Source organism: Mongoliitalea daihaiensis, from assembly GCF_021596945.1.
Taxonomy (GTDB): domain Bacteria; phylum Bacteroidota; class Bacteroidia; order Cytophagales; family Cyclobacteriaceae; genus Mongoliitalea; species Mongoliitalea daihaiensis.
Map to the genome: position 1 here is coordinate 4,659,523 of NZ_CP063779.1, position 24,019 is coordinate 4,683,541.

The following is a 24,019-nucleotide window of genomic DNA, read 5'->3' on the forward strand; positions in this document are numbered from 1 at the left end:
TAAACTTCACAGAACTAAGAATTCAGCTGAATCCTTGACTTACTTCAACGGATACACCATCCGGTAATCGGTTGAGATTTTCCCTTTGCTGACATCGATCAGCTTGCTTTGTATCAGTCGTTTTTTTAATCCTTTGAGATAATCCACAAAAAGAATTCCTTCCAAATGATCATACTCGTGTTGAATAACCCTTGCAGTCATTCCTGAAAACTCCTCTTCTTTCAAGTTCCAATTTTCATCGTAATACTCAATAGTCAGCTTTTCGGGACGAATGATTTCTGCGCGAACATCTGGAATACTGAGACAACCTTCTTCGAATCCATAATTATCTCCGTATTCATCCAATATAATTGGATTGATAAAGGCTCTGCGGATGCCTTTTTCCTCATCCTCTTCATCTAGCATCAAGGAGCTATCAATTACAAATAATCGAATACCTTTATTGATTTGGGGAGCTGCCAATCCAACGCCGTTGGCATGGTCCATGGTGCTGTACATATCTTTGATCAGCTCAGACAAATCATCTCCTTCATGTATTTCTTCAGCTTCTTTTTTTAATATGGGGTTGCCATAAGCAACAATTGGGTATATCATAATCTATCTAAATAGGTCTGTAATATGATTGCAGCGCTCAGTTTGTCCAAGTTCCCTGCTTTTTCTTTTCTATCTTTTTTCTTAGAACCCATAGCTATCATGGATTGCATAGCCATTTTGGAGGTAAAACGCTCGTCTACAAATGTTATGGGCATCTCAGGAAACACTTTTGTTAAGCGTTTTTTTAACGCTTCCACCAAAGGAGTCATTTGATTAGGGGTACCATCCAGTGATTTGGGGTATCCAATGATAAGCAATTCAACCGTTTCTTTTATGAAATAATTCCTTAAATAATCCTCTAAAGTGTGGGTTGGAATAGTTTCTAAGGGATTTGCAATCATTTTTAAAGGGTCCGTGACTGCCAAACCCGTGCGCTTAGTGCCCAAATCAATGGCTAGAATCCTCCCCATTTAGTTGCTGATTATTTTTTTCTTCAACCTTCTCACAACTTCACGCTCAAGTTCAATAGCTTTAGGAAATAGTAAGGTATCCTCAATGGTAGCATGTACTTGCAATTCTTTTTCAAAAACCTGCAATTCATGGTAAAGAACCTTAATGGCTGTAGGGGCATCTGCTTCCAACTGATAATCCTTCGTAAGTTGTCGGATACCAACCATCTCATCATCATGCGCTTCATGCTGATCTGATAAGTGAGAAATTGGCTTCTGCTTCAAAATTTTCAAGGCATCTGGCAATATGTATACGTCAGATTCTATTTCTTGCAGTAATTTGATGCGATTAAACAAAGTCGTCTCTTCTTCATGGATGTGGTGGATGAAATCTTCTACAAATAATGGAAACAACATCTTTAGGTCACCTAATATCCCGTCATACATGCCTTCGACACGGATTCCCCCGATCATATTGGACAGAAAAGGCAACTCCTGCCTTACAAAAAAGTAATGCTTGCGCTTCAAATACGCCATGAGAACTTCAATCGGCTTTAAATAAAGATCTTCATGACTAGGTTCTTTGCGCAATGCCCAAGATTCCAATTCTGCTGTCAACTGCTGAGGATTAATTTTAAATTTTTCACAGACCTCGGCAAGGGAATTGTGTTCATACAAAAAAAAGTCAATGCCAAAATAATGTAATACAGCCGCAAAAACATAGTTTTCTTCTACCAGTTCCTTGATGGGCTTATGATGACTATTTGATTTCAACTCTGACATTCAACAAAATTACTTTATTTTACATAAATTAAGACAAAGACTTCGCCAAAAATCAAATAATCACGTTTATTTAAACGAATTGGTCGAGTTTACAGTTAAATTGTATATTTGAAGATATTCGAAAGTCCCAAAAACTAACTACCTACAAAACCGTGAGTGAAATAAAAAACAGTAAACAGCAAATTAGGGTACCAATTATATTGGCCTTGGGGATTTCTGCAGGGATTTGGATTGGAGCCACCTTTGCGGAACCAAAAAATGACCGAAATGACTTAAGAGCTGCGATTTACAAGTTGCAGGAAATTATTACATATATCAATCGAGATTATGTAGACAGTGTCAATACGAATGAGTTGGTGGAATATGGAATCCAACAGATGTTGGAAAAACTAGATCCACACTCCTCTTATATCCCTGCAAGGGATGCCACTTTGGCCAAGTCGCAATTAGAAGGTGAATTTGATGGCATCGGTGTTGAATTTGGGATTATCCGTGACACCATCTATGTGGTTGCTCCATTAACTGGTGGTCCGTCAGAAAAATTAGGCATCCAATCAGGTGACCAAATTATCTCTGTAGATGGAAAGTCAGTAGCAGGAACAGGTATCACCAACCGTGATGTATTTGATTTGCTACGAGGTCCTAGAGGAAGTAAGGTGAACATTGAAGTCAAACGTAAAAATCAAGCGTCTTTATTGCCATTTGAAATCCAACGAGATAAAATCCCTCAATACAGTATCAATGCCACTTACATGGTAGATCATGAAATCGGATACATTAAGGTAACAAGATTCGCAGCAACCACCTACGAAGAATTCAAAAAATCCCTCAGTGACTTGAAAGATCAGGGAATGACTAAACTGATTTTAGACTTACAAAGCAATCCAGGAGGATATATGACCGCCGCTATCAATATGGTAGATGAACTCTTGGGTGATAATGCATTGATTGTTTCCCAAAAAGGAAAAACAAGCCGCTTCAATAACAAAGCATATGCAATCAGACCTGGAATGTTTGAAGATGGCTCTGTTATCGTGTTGATCAATGAAGGCAGTGCCTCTGCATCTGAAATTGTAGCAGGAGCCATCCAAGATAATGACAGAGGACTTGTAGTAGGTAGAAGGTCCTTTGGGAAAGGTTTGGTACAATTACCATTAGATCTATCCGACGGAGCAGAACTACGTCTAACCATCGCTCGATACTATACTCCTTCTGGAAGATCGATTCAAAAACCATATGGAGAAAACGAAGACTACTCTTCTGATTGGAATAATCGTTTAATTCATGGAGAGTTTTTCTCTGCTGACAGTGTGAAATTCAGTGATAGCTTGAAATATGAAACAGTTTCAGGCAGAACGGTCTATGGAGGGGGTGGAATCATGCCTGATTTCTTTGTCCCACTTGATACTACCATGGCAAGTGCTTATGTCAATAGATTGTTTAACTCAGATTCTGCACGTGAATTTATCCTGGATTATGTGGATTCCAACAAAAAGAAATTTGAAGGCATGAGTTTCGAAGATTATTACAATAAATTTAAAGTTTCGGATGATATGCTTCAAGCCCTGATCAAGATGGGGGAGAAAAACAAAGTGAAATACGACGAGAAGGATTTCAAAAAATCTAAAGAATATCTTCGCGTCCTTGTCAAAGCACATATGGGGAGAAATGTTTTCGATGACAATGCCTTTTACAAGGTTATCAATGATATCAATGAAATCTACCTGCAAGCTGTCAATCTTTTTGATGAAGCGGAAAAATTGGCATTGAATTCTAAAAAGGAGTAGAGTTTAAGAAAATCTTTTAATAGAAAGCCAGGCTATCAGAAGCTTGGCTTTTTACGTTTATGGAAAATCGCTTGATTCAGAAACGCTTTTTGAGCTAATTTGAAATAAATCCAGCATTATGAAGTACTCCCTGTTCATCTTTCTATTTGTTTCAATCATTTCAATGAAGCCACTGAAGACTCAAGCCCAAACTCAAACTCAAGCTAAAGCTAAAATCACCCATATCGCAGTATATGTCAAAGACATTAAAAGCAGCACTGATTTTTACGTCAAAGTTTTTGGCTTTCCCAAACTCGACGAACCCTTTAAAGATGGCCTCCATGATTGGTTGGATATTGGGAATAACTTAAGCATGCATATCATTCAAGCGCCTTGGGAACCTGTGATTATCAATAAACATAACCACATTTGTTTCAGTGTCCCCGATATGGACACGTTTATTCAAAACCTAGAAACATTAAATATTCCTTACGAAGACTGGCCCGGCAACCCCTACACTATCACCACCCGGCCTGATGGAATTCGCCAATTGTATATCCGTGACCCTGATGGGTATTGGCTAGAGGTGAATGATGAATATTGAGGGAACGCGAAGGCGCGAACGCAAGGTTTTAAAATCGCAAAGAATCAAATCCTGGGGTAAATATGAAAAATCTTATATACGTTAAAGGACTGTTTGCCACAAAGGCTCAAAGGCACTAAGATATGAGGTTGGGGAATATACATCTCTATAAAATCTCAAATTATGTCTTTTTTCGATTATAAGTGCAAATGAAAAATAGTATTCATGGTTATTCTTTGTAGGTATAAGTAAGTTCTTGCCTTAAAATCAATGATAAAAAAAGCCTTGGTGGGATCACCAAGACTTTTGAATAAATTATTATTTGTAAAGGGTGGATGGCCATTTGTCATTGCCTGAGTTGATATCGGTGATCACTTTGTCAGGATCGATTTCTACCGCTACCACTTTCTTATCTACTCTGAGTAGGTGGCTCCATTGATTACCCTTAAACCAAATCTCTACTGGTAACATTCTTCTTTCTTTCTCTCCATCTTCATACGTGATTTCTAGCAATACAGGCATTGGCATTTCACCTCTATTGGATAGATTTACCACATAATTACCACCGTAAGGGAATACTCCATCAATGGCTAAATCAATGTTGGCATTGCTGTAGAACCAGCCCTTCCAGAACCAATCCAGATTCTCTCCCGATACATTTTCCATGTGGTTAAAGAAGTCTGTGGGCTGCGGATGCTTGTAAGCCCAAGTATTAATGTAGGATCTGAAAGCTCTATTAAATGTTTCGGGGCCTAACACATACTCTTTGAGCATCATCAATCCCATCGCCGGTTTGTAGTAAGCTGCCATTCCTAAATTATTGGACTGTGTTCTATCAGGGTGTGTGGCGGTGGGCTCTCTGTCTTTGCTTGTCATCCAACCGATATATCTTCTGGTCTGCTTCAGATTATTGGTGTACTCTCCATCATTAAACGCTAGGTAACTGTAGTAATTGATAAACGTATTGAAACCTTCATCCATCCAAGCATGTCTACGCTCATTGGAACCCACAATCATCGGGAACCAATTATGTCCAAACTCATGGTCAGTCACACCCCATAAAGACTCTCCTTTGGACTTCCAACTACAGAAATTCAATCCTGGATATTCCATCCCTCCTACTTCCGCCGCTACATTAACCGCTACTGGATAAGGATATTCGTACCACATCTCAGAATAATGTTCTACCGAAGCTTTACTGTATTCGGTGGATCTTCCCCAAGCTTCATAGCCATCACTTTCTACGGGGTAAACCGATTGGGCCATGGCAGTCTTGCCTGAAGGCAAATTGATTTTGGCTGCATCCCAAATAAAGGCTTTGGAAGATGAAAAAGCCACATCGCGGGTATTGTTCATTTTGAAATGCCAAGTGAGATTTCCGCTTTGGGCTGGACGAGTTTTACCATAGTCTGTTACTTCATCTGGTGAAATAAGGTAAACCCGTTCATCACTAGTAGCTGCTTGCTTCATTCTATCTTGAAGTAGCTTAGGTAAAACTTGCGTTGGATTGACCAACTCACCTGAAGCTACTACGATATGATCATAAGGTACTGTGATTTTATAGTCAAAATCTCCATAACCCAAATAAAACTCTCCAGCACCTAAGTACGGATCGGTGTTCCAACCAGTCACATCATCGAAGACAGCAACTTTAGGATACCATTGTGCTAATGCAAAGATTTCACCATTTTTGGTGCTTACGCGACCCATGCGATCCATTCCTTTTTGTGGGATTTTATAGGCAAAATCCATGGAAATAGTCGCTTGGCCACCATTGGCAGGTATAGGTTCAGCAAAATACACCTGCATGCGGGTATCGGAAATGTAATGCTCACTGGAAACAGGCTTGTTTCTACCAACCACCTGTGCTTTCACATTAGTAATCGTATTTCCACCATCCAAATCTCCATTATAGCGATTGCCTTGAACGGGAGTTGTTAACGTCCCACGAGATTCTGGGGTAAATCTATTTTGCTCCAAATACAACCACACAAAGTCCAAGGCTTCTGGAGAATTATTTTTGTAGGTAATCACCACATTACCTGTAATTGTCTGCTCATCTTCATCCAAGATAACATTCATGACATAGTCTGCCCCGTTTTGCCAGTAAGAAGGACCGGGTTTGCCGGAGGCCGTACGGTAAGCTGTTCCCTGACGGTAACCAAATTCGGTAAAAGCATCATCTCTATTATCCCGAACCTGCTGTGCAAACAGTGGGCTCGTGGCAGAGCTGATGAAAAATAGGACGATGATCCCTATCCAAGTATTTTTCATAATTATTTAAGTTGATTTAAATCTTTTTTCGATGAAATAATAGTACAAACACAAAAATACAGGAAAGTGTAAGGAGATAAAGTTCTTGATGTTAATTTCTCCAAAATCATGCAAAAGAGATGAAAATTAGACTTCAGAAAATAGATCAATAAATTAAAAACAAAAACTAATCGGTTAAGTTCTTGAATAGATTTTATATTCATTTGATGTCCCGTGTTAACTTTATCTCGAGATGAACTATTCTTTCAAGCACGCTTTTCTCCTTGTAATATGTGCATTATCCTTATTCTCAGCCAAGGCACAAAACAAAAACCCCATCGATATTGAATTTACGGGAATGTTTTGGTTGATAACCACTTACAACTTTCAATCTTCAGATCCCAATTGGGCGGAAATGTTGAGACCTACACGTATCTTGGACGATCAAGGGAGACCTTTTGCCGACAATGGTTCTTTCGGCATCAGTGTTAGACCATCCCGAGTTGGTTTTAATACCAGGCAATCTACGTCTAAAGGTGATTTAGTCACACGATTCGAATTAGATTTGGTTGGTGGAGGAAGCAATGTGGGAGAAACATTTTTCCGCGTTTTCAATGCCTATGCAGAATGGAATAGATGGACCTTTGGAAAGCGAAACTCTGTTTTCATGGATGGCAGTGTTGTCCCCAATACGGTAGAGTTTTTCGGACCTAATGGAATGGTACTTCTTCGAAATATTCAGATCAGCTATAAGCTTGTAGATTCGCCCAAAAATCAGGTGCAAATCGGCATCGAAAACCCTTCTGCTTCTTCTGACTTAGGCCCTTTTCGTGAAGACTTTACATTCCAAGAAAAACTTTCTGACATTGTCTTCACTAACAAACTCCCAGCCTTTACTTTCCATTACCGAAGAAATTTCGAAAAAGGACATCTCCAAGCCAGTTGGGTAAGCAAATACATTTCTTGGTATGATCGAGGCAGAACCCCGGATGCAGACTTTTCAGGAGATGCATGGGGGCATGGCACCAATATTTCAGGAAGCATCAACCCTACCCGTTACATCCGCCTGTTGGGCTCTTTTGTTACTGGAAGAGGAATTCAAAACTTTCTCAACGATGGTACAGCAGACGTTGGGGTAAGGGCTAACCCAGCAAACCTAGTCACTCCTGTCAATGGAGCCCCGATTCCTTTTTATTCTGTCATGGCTGCAAGTGAAATTCGTCTAACAGAAACCCTCAGTTCAACAGTTGCTTTCTCAAGAGTGGTAAATGACACTTTTGACTCCCAATTAAGTACATCTTTTCAGAGCGGAAGTTATTTGACGGTGGGTTTGATACATAAGCCTTTACCTGGAATATCCTTTGGTCTTGAATACCAATATGCTAACCGACAAAATGCAAATTTTGTGGGGGCACCTGATCTTGAACTCCCTGCCGCTCAGGGAAACTTCTTTGCCGTCAATAAAATCCAAGCAAATTTCGTCTATCGTTTTTCTAAAATGAATTAAGTCATGAACATTCAGAAAACACTTCTTATTTTCCTTCTTTGGGGAGTCTCTTTTTATTCCATTGCCCAAAGTCAGCAAGCAATTCAACAGGTAGTTGAACAAGCATACCAAGAATTTAAAGATGTCCAAGAAGGAAAAAATGCAGACTATATCAAAGAACTGGCAAAAGTTGACCCTTCCATTTTTGGAATAGTTATGGTAGATATTGATGGGAACATTTATTCAGCAGGAGATAATTTTTCTCAAGTTTCTATTCAAAGTGTATCCAAGGCATTTGTGTTGTCACTTGTACTCAATGAATCTGGTCCTGAAGTCATTAAAAATAAAGTGGGAGCAAATGCAACCGGCTTCCCATTCAACTCTATCATTGCCATGGAGATCAACCGAGAGTCCGGTATCAACTCCATGGTAAATGCAGGTGCAATTGCTACTACAAGTTTGGTAAATGGCGCAACAGCCGACGACAAATGGAATGCTATTGTTAAAAAGCTTTCTGAGTTTGCGGGTAGACCCCTTGAGGTGGACGAACCAGTCTACATCAGCGAAGCTGGCGATAATCAGCGGAATGTTGCGCAAGCCCAATTGCTAAAGGCCTACGATAAAATCTACTTTGATGCTGACCAATCCGTTGATATTTACACAAGACAATGTGCCCTAAGTGTGCATGCACGGGATCTTGCCATTATGGCTGCTACCTTGGCAAGTGGAGGGAAGAATCCGATAACCAATAGCCGTGTAGTATCTACTGAGGCTGTATCTTACACGTTACCTGTGATGGCTACTGCGGGCTTGTATGAAAACTCAGGCAAATGGCTCTATCAAACCGGGTTACCTGGTAAAAGTGGGGTCGGTGGCGCTTTGATCGCCGTGGTACCTGGGAAATTTGGCATAGCAGTGGTATCTCCCCCTTTAGATGAAGCAGGTAATTCTGTGAAAGGACAATTAGCAATCAATTACATTGTGGAAAAGCTTAATTTAAATCCTTACTTGGTGGAATCAGGAAATTAAACGCATTTCCTTTGGTCTTTTCCATACTCACTCGATAGAAACCAAACCTTCTATCGAGTTTTTTATTTGAGCTCATAGAAAGTTTCGATTTGCTATTCCATGATATTCATCAGTAATTTGCTTCTGAATTGATCTGCTTTTATGAAAAAAATCATATTTCTTGTCTTTTTCTCTTCAATCCAAGCAAGCTTTGGGCAGGAAAAAGACAGTACAACGGTAGGGTTAGATGAAATCATCATCAAAGAAAACCGAATCGAAATCCCTTTCAATAAAACTTCTCGTAATATATCTGTCATCACCCGAAAGGCGATAGAAACCACGCCAGCCAGAAGTATTCAGGAGGTACTGGCTTTCACACCGGGGGTAGATGTACGTCAGAGAGGCGTCAGTGGTGTGCAAGCAAATATCGGCATCCGAGGTGGAAGTTTCGAGCAAACCTTAATGCTGCTCAATGGAATCAAACTGACCGATCCTCAGACGAATAACCACATGATGAATATCCCTGTGCCTTTTCAGTCCATTCAGAGGATTGAAATCTTGAAAGGCCCTGGTTCTCGTGTATTTGGACAAAATGCTTTTGCCGGAGCGGTAAACATTGTGACAGAACTACCCGAAACCACAAGTTTAAACATTCAAGGCTTTGGAGGGGACTTTGGAATGAGAGGTGGTCACATCATCGCTTCCCTACCGGTGGGTAAGTACAAACAGACCATTGCCGTCTCCCAAGATGCGTCCGATGGACATTGGTATAATTCAGATTTCAAAGTCACTAATTTTTTCTATGAATCAGGTTTGGAGTTGAATGAAAACCATGAATTTAACCTCATGGCTGGTTGGAGTGACCGAACATTCGGAGCCAACGGATTCTATACCAACGCCTTCCCTGATCAATGGGAAAGTTTGCAGACTTCTTTGGCCGCCTTGAGTCATACCTACCGAAAATCCAACCTCTATGTTCAAACAAGGGCATATTGGAGAAGAAACATAGATGAATTCCGGTTGAGGAGAGATGAACCCTCCTTTTTCACCAACAATCATGTATCGGATGTGCATGCCCTCGAGGTAAATGCCACCTATACTTCTTCGCTAGGTACTACCGGATTTGGTATCGAAGGACGAGATGAGCGGATCGATAGTAATAACTTAGGAGAGCGTGATCGTCAGTTTGTGGGGATATTTGCCGAACATCGAATCGAATTTTGGGAAAAGTTTGATGCTCGTGCTGGGATTTACTCCAATCTATACGATGAATTTGGATGGAGACATTTCCCCGGCGCAGAATTAGGCTATCAGCTCAACAGCAATTCTCGGCTGTATACCAATCTAGGAGCAAGTTTCCGTATCCCTTCCTTTACGGAATTGTATTACCAAGATCCAAGCAATTTCAGTAATCCGGATTTATTGCCCGAGGAAGCTTGGAATTATGAAATAGGATGGAAATTAGATAAAAAAAGAACGCGTGCTGAGCTAGTTTATTTTTACCGCAATACTAACAATCTGATCGACTATATCCGTGAACCAAGCGAAGAACAACCCAACCCCAACCGCTGGACTCCGCAAAACATCAGTCAGGTCACTTTCCAAGGGATAGAAGCCTCTATTCAGTATCTGATTAATTTCGGGAGTTCGCAGGCAAAATTGAGAGAAGTAAACCTAAGCTACAACTACATCGACGCCAATCTCGTGCAGGCGGAGGGTGTAGAATCCCGTAATGCCTTGACGGCTTTGCGTCATCAAGTGATTGGTGGCTTGCAGGCAGAATTTATTCAAAAAATTGAGTTGACAGTAAAAGGTCGATACATCGAGCGTTTTGCCTTAGATCCTTACTTCCTTTTGGATGCCCGTGTGGATTACAATCGGTTAAAGAAGGTAGGCTTTTTTGCAGAAGTGTCGAATATCAGTAATACAGATTACTTGGAAGCAGGCTTTGTACAGATGCCTGGAAGATGGGCGAAGGCTGGATTTATGGTGAATGTGGGGCGGTAATCATCTTGTGAAATTTTAAGACCTCCTAAAAGGTTTATCTAGTAGAACTTATCAAGAAGTATAAAACGAAACAAACTAAACAAAATAGAGGGGTGTGATCATTTTTTTAACCCCTCTAAAACTTTTTTAATCCACTCCATACCCTATTCCCTTTCATCAATCAAAAACAAACATTGATACATCAAAAAAAGTAAATCATCTTTTGATATGTATTCGAAAAAATTTTAAAATAATTTCTTAAGCTATTTTAAATCAGATTTTTAGCTGTTGGATACCATTTTTTCGACAGTCAACGACTGCTTTCTTATAAAACGAAAGACCCATAAAACAATATTTTTTGAATAATCAGATTTATTCATTTAATTATTGGATATGACCAAATTTAAGAATTGTATTTTACTAGATGTGAAATACAAAAATAATGTTTTGTAATCATCAAACGCAAAAATGATGCTTTATAATCCATAAAAATATGGTCGAAAAACAATAAAAATTAGTACAAATCTAAGCGAATGAAACAATCTTATCCAAGTGTTTCCTTCGTACATGAGTAAAAAAATATATGGCGAAATTTTACAGAACAATCTTTTTCCTTTTGACTGTAATCTTTGCAGGTGGCTTTTCTTTGGAGAGTTTTGGCCAAGGGCTTATACAAGATATCTTTGCTATTCGTGAATGTGAAAGAATAGCAGAGTATAGAGTAAGGGGAGGTACACCACCATACACGTATGTATGGACTTTAAACGGGGTGGTCGTTCAGGAAGATATAGGTTTAGATGCTACACAAACAAGTATTCTCACCCAAGCTCAAAGTGGAACATATGAAGTTACAGTAACTGATGCAGCAGGAAATACGCGGAGTGCATCGTTCCCTTTTAGCGAATCCTCCAATTTCATTTTGGACATTGAAATTTTAGAGGACCAAGAATGCGAAGGTACCACGTTTGGTAGAATTGTTGGTATAATTGAAGATGGAATTGCTCCATTTTCAATTACAATAATCAATGAAATCGGTCAGGTAGTATTAGCCAATCAACCACTCCCCGGAAGGGAAATAAATTTAAGTGGCTATCCTGCTGGAATTTATTTGATTGAGGTAGAAGATGCCAATGGCTGTAGAGAAATCACCGAAGTCGAACTAGAAGAAATCCCTCCACTCACCTTTGAAGAGGGGGCTGGCTTGGGAGCTTTCCCTGTGACCTGTGAAGACAATGGAAGCATTGCCTACAATGTACAAAATTCCGAAGGTGACGTTCGTTTCCGTATCCGAAGAGCTGATGGCTCTTTTGTCAACAATTGGACAGTTACAAACCCTAATGGAGAAATCAGATTTGATGGATTGCCTATTGGTGATTACGTACTAGAGATTGCCGATGATTTTCGAACAGAAGCCTGTCCTGCCGAATTGCCTTTTTCCATTGTTGACGAAGTACTTTTTGTTTTTGAAAACACACCTGAGAACATCGTCTGCTTTGGAGATACCAATGGAAGCATCCGTTTTGATATCATCCGAAACTTTACAGACTTTACCCCCCTACCGAATCAAGTAGAACTAACCTTAACCAATGCCTCTGGAGTTGTAATTGAAACAGTTACAGTTCCTATTGGGGTTGATAGTGGCTTTCATATTTTTAATAATCTAGGCGTTGGCGTGTACACCATCACCACCCGCCATGGAGGAGTTGACTATCCTGAATGTGTGCAAACATTTACCGTTGAAATTGAAGGACCAGATTCTCCCCTTACTGCAAGCATAGTTGGTACAAATGAACTATGTTTTGGAGACAATGATGGTACCGCCACTGTCACGGCGAGTGGTGGATGGGGAGGTTACACCTACCTATGGAGCAATGGTGGAAATACATCGACGATTTCAGGATTGGCTCCAGGCGATTACTGGGTGGATATTACTGATGCTGGAGACTGTACTATCCGCAGAGAAATTACCATAATCGGTCCATCTGCGGCTATTACAGCCGATATCCGTGTCATCAATGACCTGACTTGCGTAGGAGCCAATGACGGAGGGGCTATCATCGAAAATATTCAAGGGGGCTACGGAGGCTACACCATTCAATGGAGTGTAGGAGGGCAAACAACTGCCGAAGCTATTGAACTTCCTGCTGGAAACATTTCGGTGACCGTTACCGATAGTGAAGGATGTTCTGCTACTTTTTTCACCGAATTAGTAGCACCTCCTGCTCCAGATGTTTTGATCAGCGAAAGTATAGTCTCCTGTTTCGGAGCTGCGGATGGCTCCGTTAGAATCCAAATTTTTGGAACTGATGATTATACCGTGACTGTTGCAGGACAATCCCAAATTGGGAACGATGTTACATTTACTGGTTTACCATCAGGGGAACATCCCGTTACCATCAGTTACGGAGGAAACTGCAACATTGCCCGAACCTTTATGATTGCAAGTCCTAATGCTGTGGTCATCAATCGCAGCAATGTGATTAAATCTGAAATTTCCTGTTTTGGCCAAGAAGACGTTGCTATCAGTGGTCTCACTGCATCTGGTGGGACAGGAACCTTAAGTGTACAATGGCAGCAAGAAATCAGCGGCACCTTTGAAAACATCCCCGGAGCTACAAACTTTGATATCAACAATTTAGGACCAGGAAGATACAAAATTATCGTTACGGATGTCAATGGCTGTTTAGATGAGTTCACATACGAATTTACCGAACCTGCACCTCTTCAAGTATCCCCTCCTTCGATCACAGACGTCACTTGTTTCGGTGGCGCCAATGGTTCTGTTACGTTCACCATTACTGGTGGCAGAGCTCCCTATGCCTATCGCTTAAATGGAGGAACTGAAGTATTGACAAATAATAACACCATCACCTTACCGAATTTACCCGCAAGTACGGGGAATATCATTGAAATCCGCGACGCAAGCAATTGTACCGTTGATAGCTTTACTTTTGATATTGCTTCCGCACCACCTATTGAAATTGAGTTGGTAGATATTATTGAAGAAACCTGTTTTGGACAAAATAATGGAGGTATTAATATCAATATTGGTGGTGGGTCTGGGGTATTGAGTGTACGGTGGTTTAGAAGTAATAACCTGAATGACCCAATTTCCACCAATCAAAACCTGACCAATGTAGGCCCAGGAACATACACTGTTAGGGTATTCGATGCTGGAAATGAGTTTTGTTTTGCTTCTGCTGAATATACTATCGCTCCTACTCCCGAAATCGAAGTCAGTTTAGCCGGTTCTCCGGTCAATGTCTTGTGTTTTGGAGAAGAAACAGGAGCTATCAACATCAATGCATCCGGTGGAACAGGAGAGTTAACCTTTGCTTGGACGGGCCCTAACGGCTTTACTTCTACCCAACAAAATATCAGCAATCTAACGGCTGGAGATTATCAGGTCCGTGTAACAGACGCTAATGGTTGTTTTAAAGATCTGGTGGATATTTTGATCACCCAGCCTGCAACAGGAATTACTATCAACACCTTGCTCACCACAAGCCCGCTATGTTCAGATAGTAACGATGGCTCTATTCAAATGCAGGTTTTTGGGGGACAAGGTCCATATACGCTATCATGGGAGCGGCAAAATGCACTCGGAGATTTTGAGTTTTTCCCAGGTACAGGGCTGTCATTAACATCTATTCCAGGAGGAACTTATAAATTGACAGCAACCGACGCCAACGGTTGCTTTGCAGAACGAGAAGTAATTTTAACAGCTCCCGACGAACTTGTCATTACAGTTACCAATATCATCAATGTCTCCTGCTTTGATAGGAATGACGGTAGGATTAACATTGAAGTAACCGGAGGGACTGGACCCTACACTTTTACATGGGACCACGGTTTTGTCAACCAAAACCCTTCCAATCTCAGTGCAGGAACGTATGCTGTGAATGTAAGAGATGTGAACGGTTGTGAAACTCGTTTGGAAAACATTCAAATCACACAGCCGGCTGAAACGCGAATAGATGAGGTTTTTGTAAGCGCACCAAGTTGTGATTTTAATGATGGTAGAATTGAGGTAGCCTTTGTTGGAGGAGATGCAACCTTTACAAGTACATGGTTTAGTCTTCCATCAAACACCCCTCTCGCTACCAATACCAACGTCCTAGAGGGTATTACCCCAGGTGCTTACAGAGTGGACTATGGCAACGGTACAAGCTGTACCATCAGTAGGATATTTGTAGTCCCAGGCCCTACCAATCCACTACAGTTGAATATCAGTGCACAAGATCCAACTTGTGACAACAACAATGGAATCATCGCTATATCAGCATCCGGTGGTACTCCTGGATATAATTTCTTCATCGAAATAGAAGGCAATCGAGAGCCACTTAATAGCACTATACTTGCTAACAGAGAAGCAGGAATATACACCATCATTGTACGGGATAGCAATGGTTGTGAAGTAGAACGTACCATTGAAATCAATAATCCCAATCAGCCCATTTATGAGGTTGAAAAAATTCAAGATGTCAGCTGTTTTGGCGGTAATGATGGGATTATCAACTTTACTACGTTTGGGGATTTGACCGGAATCTCTTTCCAATGGTTTAGAAGAGAACTAACAGGAGCTTTGACCCCCATCAATGAAAATGAATTAAACCAACTAACCGCAGGAACTTACTTTGTACGGTTTACTTATGACAATAACTGTACACTGAATTCTGAAGATATCATCATTACCCAACCTGATCAGCTTATTATTACGAATACCGTAACTCAATTGGTATGCTTTGATGATTTGGGAAGCATTAGCTTCAACATTTCAGGTGGAAATTCGGGAAAAACACTTACCCTTACAGGCCCTAGCGCTTTCTCCCAAACGGAAAATAATATTTTCTCAGGAACTTTCTCTTTTGAAAACCTATCTCCAGGAGTTTACACTTGGACTTTGAATGACGCTGGATGTCCAGAACAAACAGGAACTATCACCATTAATTCCGTACAGAGACCTACATTCACATTAAGTAAAACAGATGTTATCTGCTTCGGAGATAGCAATGGCAGCATTGATGTTGCGGATATTTTATTAGAAAACAACCGAACCTACACTATTATTTTGAATGGGGTAAATAGAGGTCTTCAATCCAGTTTCACTAATTTACCTGCGGGACTTTACACTATTCAAATTGTAGATAGTCAGGGTTGCGCATCCGAATCCCAAGTTATCCAAATCACTCAACCAGATAGACCACTCGAAATCTTAAATCTTCTTACGAGCGATGCTACTTGCTTTGAAGGAAATGAAGGTTCGATTTCTTTTGAGCTATCAGGAGGAACAACACCTTATACCTATACCTTATCCAGATCTAATGGATTCAGTATCTCTGATTCAGGGGTCTTTGCGAATTCTCCAATCAACATTCAAAACCTGAGTGCAGGGACCTATTTGTTAGAGGTAATGGACGCCACTGGAAACTGTCAAACAGCTGGTAGTTTCACCATCAATCAACCAACAGCCTTAGTATTCAATAGGGAGATTGGACAAATAGCCTGCCCTGAAGGAACTACATTTATCCGACTATTACTTTCAGGTGGAACAAGTCCTTACAACTACACTTGGGAACGATTGGATAGCTCTGGTAATTGGGAGCTTTTGGCAGAAAATGGCAATGAATTAACGGGGATTGTAGCAGGAACCTATCGCTACATCGCTACCGATGCCAATTCTTGTGAAATTTTCACCGACATAGTGGAAATCCCTGAAGCAGCTCCTGTTAGCCTATCGTTTATTGCTGATGATATTTTATGCTTTGGAGGAAATACACAAGTGACACTGAATGCCAGCAGACCTGGATTTAGCAATTTCACGTACTTTGTCAATGGCAATCAGATTTTCGGTAATACTTTTCCAGCAATTGCCGGTGATTACGAAGTATTTGCCCGAGACAATATCAATGGTTGTGTATCGGATACAATCACCATCAGTATCAACCAACCAGCTGAACCCTTAAGCTTTTCCAACTTTACTACCTCCCAGCTATCTTGCTTTGAGTCAAATGACGGGGTTATTTCTTTTGTCCTAAATGGAGGAACAGCTCCTTACCGGGTGACATTCCAAGGAGAAGAGCGATTGGCGAATGCAGGTGAAGTACTCACGTTTAATAGCTTGGCTGCAAATATTCCATATGGATTTGATGTTGTCGACGCTAATGGTTGTTTGCTGACCATTCCTTCTGTAATTCTTACTCAGCCCTTCCCTATCCAAGTCAATAGTTCCTTTACACCCATCCAATGTTTCGGGGGAACAGGTTCGATTGTGATTCAGGCAACCGGTGGACGTGCTCCATTTACCATCCAATGGGAATATGCTGTCGATGGAGTCAACTTTGCATCAGCTCCTGAATTTGACCAAAGTTTTACATTGAATAACCTTCCTGCGGGAGCTTATCGATATACACTTACAGATAATGGTGGATGCCCTCCTGTAGTAGAAACTATTGTTCTCAATCAACCAACGCAGACAACCTTAACTTTTGATGCAACAGATGTCAGCTGTTTTGGCGGAAATGACGGTAGTGTTCGTCTGTTCCCTTCTGGAGGTCCATCCACTAATTATCAATTATTCTTCAATGGGCAATTGGTAACAGGAAACGAGGTTTTTGGACTTTCGGCAGGAACCTATGAAGCTTTCGCCATCAGTGGTGGCTGTCCTTCTGAAATCATCAGCATCACAATCGAGCAACCAGCAGAAGCATTGACTGCACAGATCAGCTTCCCTGCCGAAGTACTTTGCCACAATGACCTCGCTTCTATTGAGCTATCCATTTCAGGTGGTAATGGTATCTATGAAGCAAGCATTGACGGAACATTCCTTCCGGTGGATAGTAGTGGATTGATCCTATTTGAAAATGTGACCCCTGGAACCTATACCGTAGAAGTACGTGATCAAAAAGGATGTACATTCACAGAAGTGATCACCATCGGAAACCCACTTCCTTTGGAATTGAACCTTGAAGCACTCGAAAATATAAGCTGTGCTGATAGTGATGACGGATTTATTGAAATCAGTATTCAAGGAGGTACAGGAAGCTACACTTACTCTTGGATTGATGCTAATGGAGTAGAAATCGGAAACAGTGCACGAATAGAAAATCTAGCTGCTGGTATGTATCAAGTAATCGTACAGGATGCCAATGGATGTGAGATCAGCGAAACTTTTGAAATCGAAAATGTCGCTCCTCTATCAATCGAATTGACGGATCTGATTCATATCAGCTGCCATGGTAATGAAACCGGTGCATTTACTATTATCCCTACAGGTGGTAATGGAGATTATAGCCTTTTTGTCAACGGAATTGAATCCAACAACTTCCAAGTTTCAGGTCTTGCTGCTGGAGATTATGAAGTTTTTGTCATGGACAGCAAAGGCTGCGTATCTCCGACTATTATCGTAACCATCACACAACCGGAACCATTGGCTGTCACCTTCAATGTTACTCCAATTACCTGTTTTGGAGCTAATGACGGAATGGCTAATTCATTGATCAGCGGTGGTGTAGGACCTTATGAAATCCTTTGGTCAGATGGCAGCACCTCCATAACCAGAGAAAATTTAGTACCAGGAATGTACGAGGTCACAGTTACGGATGCCAATGGTTGTATCCAAACGATCTCTACTATAGAAATCACACAGCCTCAAGAATTAGTAGTAACTAGTTCCTTCACCCCTATCCAATGCTTTGATGGAGAGGGAAGCATTCAGGTGCAGGCAACTGGTGGCAGATCTCCATTAAATATCAGCTGGCAGTATGCCGCCAATGGTGTTGACTTTACAGCCATGCCTGGTTTTGATGGACTATTTGAGTTGGCGGCATTGAAAGCAGGAGCATACACCTACACGGTCACTGATAACGGTGGCTGCCCTCCTGTTGTAGAGACCATTGTTCTGGAGCAACCTACTGAAACCGTTTTAGCTGTGGAAACAGGGGATGTGAGCTGTTTTGGAGGAAATGACGGATTTATCCGATTCCTTCCTTCCGGTGGCCCTTCTTCAGTTTACCAACTCTTCTTGGATGGACAATTGATTACAGGAAATGAAGTCTTGAATTTAACAGCAGGCACCTACGAAGTTTATGCTGTGAGCGGGGGTTGTCCATCAGAAATCCTGTCAGTAACTATCAACGAACCAGCTGAGGAACTTCAGGTGAGCATTGATCACCCTGCTATGGTGTTATGCCACAATGACCTCGCTTCTATTGAGCTATCCATTTCAGGTGGTAATGGTATCTATGAAGCAAGCATTGACGGAACATTCCTTCCGGTGGATAATAGTGGATTGATCTTATTTGAAAATGTGACCCCTGGAACCTACACCGTAGAAGTTCGTGATCAAAAAGGATGTACGTTCATAGAGGTGATCACCATTGGAAACCCACTTCCTTTGGAATTGAACCTTGAAGCACTTGAAAATGTAAGCTGCCCAGATGGAGATGACGGATTTATTGAAATCAGTATTCAAGGAGGTACAGGAAGCTACACTTACTCTTGGATTGATGCTAATGGAGTAGAAATCGGAAACAGTGCACGATTAGAAAATCTAGCTGCTGGTATGTATCAAGTAATCGTACAGGATGCCAATGGATGTGAGATCAGCGAAACTTTTGAAATCGAAAATGTCGCTCCTCTATCAATCGAATTGACGGATCTGATTCATATCAGCTGCCATGGTAATGAAACCGGTGCATTTACTATTATCCCTACAGGTGGTAATGGAGATTATAGCCTTTTTGTCAACGGAATTGAATCCAACAACTTCCAAGTTTCAGGTCTTGCTGCTGGAGATTATGAAGTTTTTGTCATGGACAGCAAAGGCTGCGTATCTCCGACTATTATCGTAACCATCACACAACCGGAACCATTGGCTGTCACCTTCAATGTTACTCCAATTACCTGTTTTGGAGCTAATGACGGAATGGCTAATTTATTGATCAGCGGTGGTGTAGGACCTTATGAAATCCTTTGGTCAGATGGCAGCACCTCCATAACCAGAGAAAATTTAGCACCAGGAATGTACGAGGTCACAGTTACGGATGCCAATGGTTGTATCCAAACGATCTCTACTATAGAAATCACACAGCCTCAAGAATTAGTAGTAACTAGTTCCTTCACCCCTATCCAATGCTTTGATGGAGAGGGAAGCATTCAGGTGCAGGCAACTGGTGGCAGATCCCCATTAAATATCAGCTGGCAGTATGCCGCCAATGGTATTGACTTTACAGCCATGCCTGGTTTTGATGGACTATTTGAGTTGGCGGCATTGAAAGCAGGAGCATACACCTACACGGTCACCGATAACGGTGGCTGCCCTCCTCTTGTAGAGACCATTATTTTGGATCAACCTACTGAAACCGTTTTAGCTGTGGAAACAGGGGATGTGAGCTGTTTTGGAGGAAATGACGGATTTATCCGATTCCTTCCTTCCGGTGGCCCCTCTTCAGTTTACCAACTCTTCTTGGATGGACAATTGATTACAGGAAATGAAGTCTTGAATTTAACTGCAGGCACCTACGAAGTTTATGCTGTGAGCGGGGGTTGTCCATCAGAAATCCTGTCAGTAACTATCAACGAACCAGCTGAGGAACTTCAGGTGAGCATTGATCACCCTGCTATGGTGTTATGCCACAATGACCTCGCTTCTATTGAGCTATCCATTTCAGGTGGTAATGGTATCTATGAAGCAAGCATTGACGGAACATTCCTTCCGGTGGATAATAGTGGATTGATCTTATTTGAAAATGTGACCCCTGGAACCTACACCGTAGAAGTTCGTGATCAAAAAGGATGTACGTTCATAGAGGTGATCACCATTGGAAACCCACTTCCTTTGGAATTGAACCTTGAAGCACTTGAAAATGTAAGCTGCCCAGATGGAGATGACGGATTTATTGAAATCAGAATTCAAGGAGGTACAGGAAGCTACACTTACTCTTGGATTGATGCTAATGGAGTAGAAATCGGAAACAGTGCACGAATAGAAAATCTAGCTGCTGGTATGTATCAAGTAATCGTACAGGATGCCAATGGATGTGAGATCAGCGAAACTTTTGAAATCGAAAATGTGGCAGCACTGACCATTCAAGCCAATAACATCAATAATGTATCTTGTCATGGAGAGCAAAATGGAAGCTTCAGCATACTTGCTTCAGGAGGCAATGGCAATTACAGACTATATGTCAATGGAATTCCGCAAAGCGGTTTACAAGTTAGCGGATTGGCTGCGGGTATTTATGAGGCCTATGTGGAAGATAGCAAAGGTTGTCTTTCCCCTACCCTAACCATAGAAATCACAGAGCCTGATCCTTTAGCCGTTAGCATTGACCGAACTGAAATCAGCTGCTTTGGCGCGAATGATGGACAAGCTACTATTACAATTACTGGCGGAACGGGGCCTTATCAGGTACGTTGGTCAGATGGAAGTTCTGAATTGAACAGAACCAATCTGATCCCAGGCAATTATGAAGTGGTGGTTATTGATGCCAATGGTTGTATGGTCCGTACCAACCTCCTATTTGAGCAGCCTAGTCCTTTGAATGCTTCGGGACAAGTAAGTCCTGTCACTTGTTTTGGAGGAAATGATGGCCGAATCGTATTATCTGTTGCTGGAGGTACTGCTGGCTACTCTATCCGATGGCTAGATGCTTCCAACAATGAAGTAGGTCAAGGAAATGAATTAGTGAACGCGTTTGCGGGAGAATACACGGCTGAAATCACGGATAGTAATGGTTGTACGCTCGAGAGGACTTTCATTATTCCTGAGCCATTTGAAGCGTTATCACTGACTCCATTCATCTCCAATATCCGCTGTGCCGGTGAAAGTAATGGGAGAATTGATCTTTTGGTAGCTGGGGGAACTGCTCCTTACACTTTCCAATGGTCTTCAGGTGAAACTACCCGCTCCATTACCAATAAAACTGCTGGTGTTTATGAGGTAGAAGTTCGGGATGCTAATGGTTGTTTGTTGGTTCAAAGTTTTGAAATCACAAGCCCTGAACCAATTAACATTGTCGCATCCTCTATCAACGATGTTTCTTGTAAATTCGGAAATGATGGAAGCATCGACCTATCTGTTTCTGGCGGCCTAGGCCCTTATCAAATATTCTGGTCCAATGGCGATATCGGCCCATCTATTCGGAATTTAAGAGCCGGCATTTACATTACCTTTGTGTTTGATGATAATACCTGCTTTGCTAGTGAAACATTTATCATTCAAGAGCCTGCCGAAGAATTAACTGTCATAGCGGTCAATAACTCCGAAATCTGTAATCCAGATGATGATACAGGAGTAAGCTTAACTGTAACTGGTGGAACCGCACCATACAGCTACCTATGGTCCAATGGCTCAACAGCCGCAGAATTGATCAATGTTCCAGCTGGCCTTTATTCAGTAGTGGTGACGGACGCGAATGGATGTACTGTAGCAACAGATGTAGAAGTACAGGAACCTGCTCCAGGCTTGCAACTTTCGTTGGAAGGAACTACGGCAATTTGTGCATCAGGAGGACGAGCAGAAGTAACTGCGAACGTAACGGGAGGTGTGGCCCCTTACAGTTATCGTTGGTCCAATGGCTCAAGTAGCCCTACCCTCTCCAGTCTGGTACCAGGTATTTATACATTAACTGTTACAGATGCCATAGGATGTACAGTTGTAGAGGAAATTGAGATCTTCCCTCCTTTAAATCTTGGTGTCCGATTAGAAAACATTCAGGGAGTTTCTTGTTTTGGAGGAAATGACGGAGCCATTACCATTGGACTTGTAGGAGAGATGGCTCCTTTTGAAATCGAATGGAGCAACGGTGTTCGCGGGATCACCTCCCTTACCAACCTTAGAGCAGGAACTTACTCGGTAACCGTAAGTGATGCAACCGGCTGTAGCACTACGGCAACCTACAATTTGAGGGAACCTGAAGTATTGACATTTACTGAATCGGTCAGCAATATTTCCTGTCATGGGGCTAATGACGGAAGTATACAGCTTGACATCTTGGGAGGAACTGCCCCTTACACCTTCCAATGGTCTCATGGCTTTAATGGGAGAAATCCACGAAACCTTGCTCCGGGCATGTACACAGTTATCATCACGGATAGAAATGGCTGTAGCACAGGTGGTACATTTGGCATTTCGCAACCTGAACCTCTGCAATTGGAAGGCGATCACTCCACTGACTTATTGTGTTTTGGAGATGCCCAAGGATTTATCAATGTCAATATCAGTGGAGGCATACAACCTTATCGGGTGATTTGGTCTGACGACCCTAACGAACAAAGTTTTAACCGCACCAATTTGTTGGCAGGCAGTTACAAAATCACCGTAATTGATGACAACAACTGTGTGATTGAAGAAACTTTTGACATTAGACAGCCTCAAAATTTGGAGGCTCGCTTATCTCATCGCTTTGATGTGGACTGTGAAAATCAAGAATTAACTGGGGTAGCATGGTTAGATATCAGTGGGGGTTCTGGTGACTATGAAATTTGGTGGTACAATGGAGAAACCGGAAGTGAAGAAACCCGCTTTTTTAACAGTGAAGAAGTTCTGGCCATTATCACCGATAGCAATGGCTGTAGAGTGGAGGTTTCTGCCCGTATTGAAATGCCATTGGTATTTACACAGTCGGATTTCATGTACACCATCCCATCTCTTGGCACTACTGGAGAAATATTGGTCAATGATCCTGTATTATTCTTTGACAGAACTCTTGGAAATGTCATTGCTTGGGAATGGGATTTTGGAGATGGAAATACCAGCACAGAACAAAATCCAAGTCATACCTATCGAAGACCTGGTAGCTATACGATTACACTCCGGACCTTTGACATCTATGGCTGTATTTCAGAAGCTTCTATTGTCGTCGAAGTATTAGCTTCTTACAGAGTTCTCATTCCAAACGCATTCACTCCGAATGGTGATGGATTAAACGATACATTCCTACCCAAAATGAGGGGAATTGCTTCATTCGAATTTTACATTTTCAACAAATGGGGAGAATTGATTTACACCAATCTTGAAAATGCAAATGAAGGCTGGGATGGCACGCTCAACGGACGCATGAGTCCTAATGGCAATTATGTTTATAAGTTGGTGTATACCGCAGAAGATGGGGAGACAGGTACACAAACAGGTGTATTCACCTTGATAAATTAATGACATTGAAATTCT

At 41.5% G+C, this 24,019-nt stretch carries 10 protein-coding genes; 6 read left to right on the top strand and 4 right to left on the bottom strand.

What is annotated here, in order from left to right; genetic code table 11:
• Positions 1 to 39 precede the first annotated feature (39 nt).
• The 3 genes from def to IPZ59_RS19625 are packed head-to-tail and all read right to left on the bottom strand — an operon-like array spanning position 40 to position 1,766.
• Positions 40 to 594: a peptide deformylase gene (def, locus tag IPZ59_RS19615; protein ID WP_236137727.1), complete on the bottom strand. Its 555-nt coding sequence runs from the start codon at positions 592 to 594 to the stop codon at positions 40 to 42.
• Positions 591 to 1,004 carry a Holliday junction resolvase RuvX gene (ruvX, locus tag IPZ59_RS19620; protein WP_236137728.1) on the bottom strand — a complete coding sequence of 138 codons (414 nt, stop codon included), beginning with the start codon at positions 1,002 to 1,004 and terminating at the stop codon, positions 591 to 593. The genes def and ruvX overlap by 4 nt, the downstream gene beginning before the upstream one ends.
• Complete coding sequence (locus tag IPZ59_RS19625; protein WP_236137729.1) at positions 1,005 to 1,766, bottom strand: hemerythrin domain-containing protein; 762 nt, start codon at positions 1,764 to 1,766, stop codon at positions 1,005 to 1,007. It abuts the gene before it with no gap.
• Positions 1,767 to 1,918: 152 nt separating this feature from the next.
• Here IPZ59_RS19625 and IPZ59_RS19630 point away from each other — a divergent pair, with 152 nt between their 5' ends.
• Entirely contained in the window at positions 1,919 to 3,553 is a 1,635-nt protein-coding gene (locus tag IPZ59_RS19630; protein WP_236137730.1) for a S41 family peptidase, read from the top strand.
• Between the two features lie 118 nt (positions 3,554 to 3,671).
• Complete coding sequence (locus tag IPZ59_RS19635; protein ID WP_317208025.1) at positions 3,672 to 4,136, top strand: VOC family protein; 465 nt, start codon at positions 3,672 to 3,674, stop codon at positions 4,134 to 4,136.
• Positions 4,137 to 4,433: 297 nt separating this feature from the next.
• Here IPZ59_RS19635 and IPZ59_RS19640 read toward each other — a convergent pair whose 3' ends face one another.
• Positions 4,434 to 6,389, bottom strand: a complete 1,956-nt coding sequence (locus IPZ59_RS19640) for a M1 family metallopeptidase (RefSeq protein WP_236137731.1) — start codon at positions 6,387 to 6,389, stop codon at positions 4,434 to 4,436.
• A 232-nt stretch (positions 6,390 to 6,621) separates the two neighbouring features.
• Here IPZ59_RS19640 and IPZ59_RS19645 point away from each other — a divergent pair, with 232 nt between their 5' ends.
• From IPZ59_RS19645 to IPZ59_RS19660, 4 genes are all read left to right on the top strand, one after another.
• Positions 6,622 to 7,875, top strand: a complete 1,254-nt coding sequence (locus tag IPZ59_RS19645; RefSeq protein WP_236137732.1) for a DcaP family trimeric outer membrane transporter — start codon at positions 6,622 to 6,624, stop codon at positions 7,873 to 7,875.
• A gap of 3 nt (positions 7,876 to 7,878) precedes the next feature.
• Entirely contained in the window at positions 7,879 to 8,883 is a 1,005-nt protein-coding gene (glsA, locus tag IPZ59_RS19650) for a glutaminase A (protein ID WP_236137733.1), read from the top strand.
• A 141-nt stretch (positions 8,884 to 9,024) separates the two neighbouring features.
• On the top strand, positions 9,025 to 10,869 hold the full coding sequence (locus tag IPZ59_RS19655) for a TonB-dependent receptor plug domain-containing protein (RefSeq protein WP_236137734.1): 1,845 nt from the start codon (positions 9,025 to 9,027) through the stop codon (positions 10,867 to 10,869).
• Between the two features lie 562 nt (positions 10,870 to 11,431).
• A complete protein-coding gene (locus IPZ59_RS19660; RefSeq protein ID WP_236137735.1) occupies positions 11,432 to 24,004 on the top strand; it encodes a T9SS type B sorting domain-containing protein in 12,573 nt (4,190 codons plus the stop codon).
• Positions 24,005 to 24,019 lie beyond the last annotated feature (15 nt).

Excerpts from the sequence above, each read along its gene's own strand:
- def (WP_236137727.1), bottom strand. The coding sequence starts at position 594 with ATGATATACCCAATTGTTGCTTATGGCAACCCCATATTAAAAAAAGAA.
- glsA (WP_236137733.1), top strand. The coding sequence starts at position 7,879 with ATGAACATTCAGAAAACACTTCTTATTTTCCTTCTTTGGGGAGTCTCT.
- IPZ59_RS19625 (WP_236137729.1), bottom strand. The coding sequence starts at position 1,766 with ATGTCAGAGTTGAAATCAAATAGTCATCATAAGCCCATCAAGGAACTG.
- IPZ59_RS19655 (WP_236137734.1), top strand. The coding sequence starts at position 9,025 with ATGAAAAAAATCATATTTCTTGTCTTTTTCTCTTCAATCCAAGCAAGC.
- IPZ59_RS19640 (WP_236137731.1), bottom strand. The coding sequence starts at position 6,389 with ATGAAAAATACTTGGATAGGGATCATCGTCCTATTTTTCATCAGCTCT.
- IPZ59_RS19645 (WP_236137732.1), top strand. The coding sequence starts at position 6,622 with ATGAACTATTCTTTCAAGCACGCTTTTCTCCTTGTAATATGTGCATTA.
- ruvX (WP_236137728.1), bottom strand. The coding sequence starts at position 1,004 with ATGGGGAGGATTCTAGCCATTGATTTGGGCACTAAGCGCACGGGTTTG.
- IPZ59_RS19660 (WP_236137735.1), top strand. The coding sequence starts at position 11,432 with ATGGCGAAATTTTACAGAACAATCTTTTTCCTTTTGACTGTAATCTTT.
- IPZ59_RS19635 (WP_317208025.1), top strand. The coding sequence starts at position 3,672 with ATGAAGTACTCCCTGTTCATCTTTCTATTTGTTTCAATCATTTCAATG.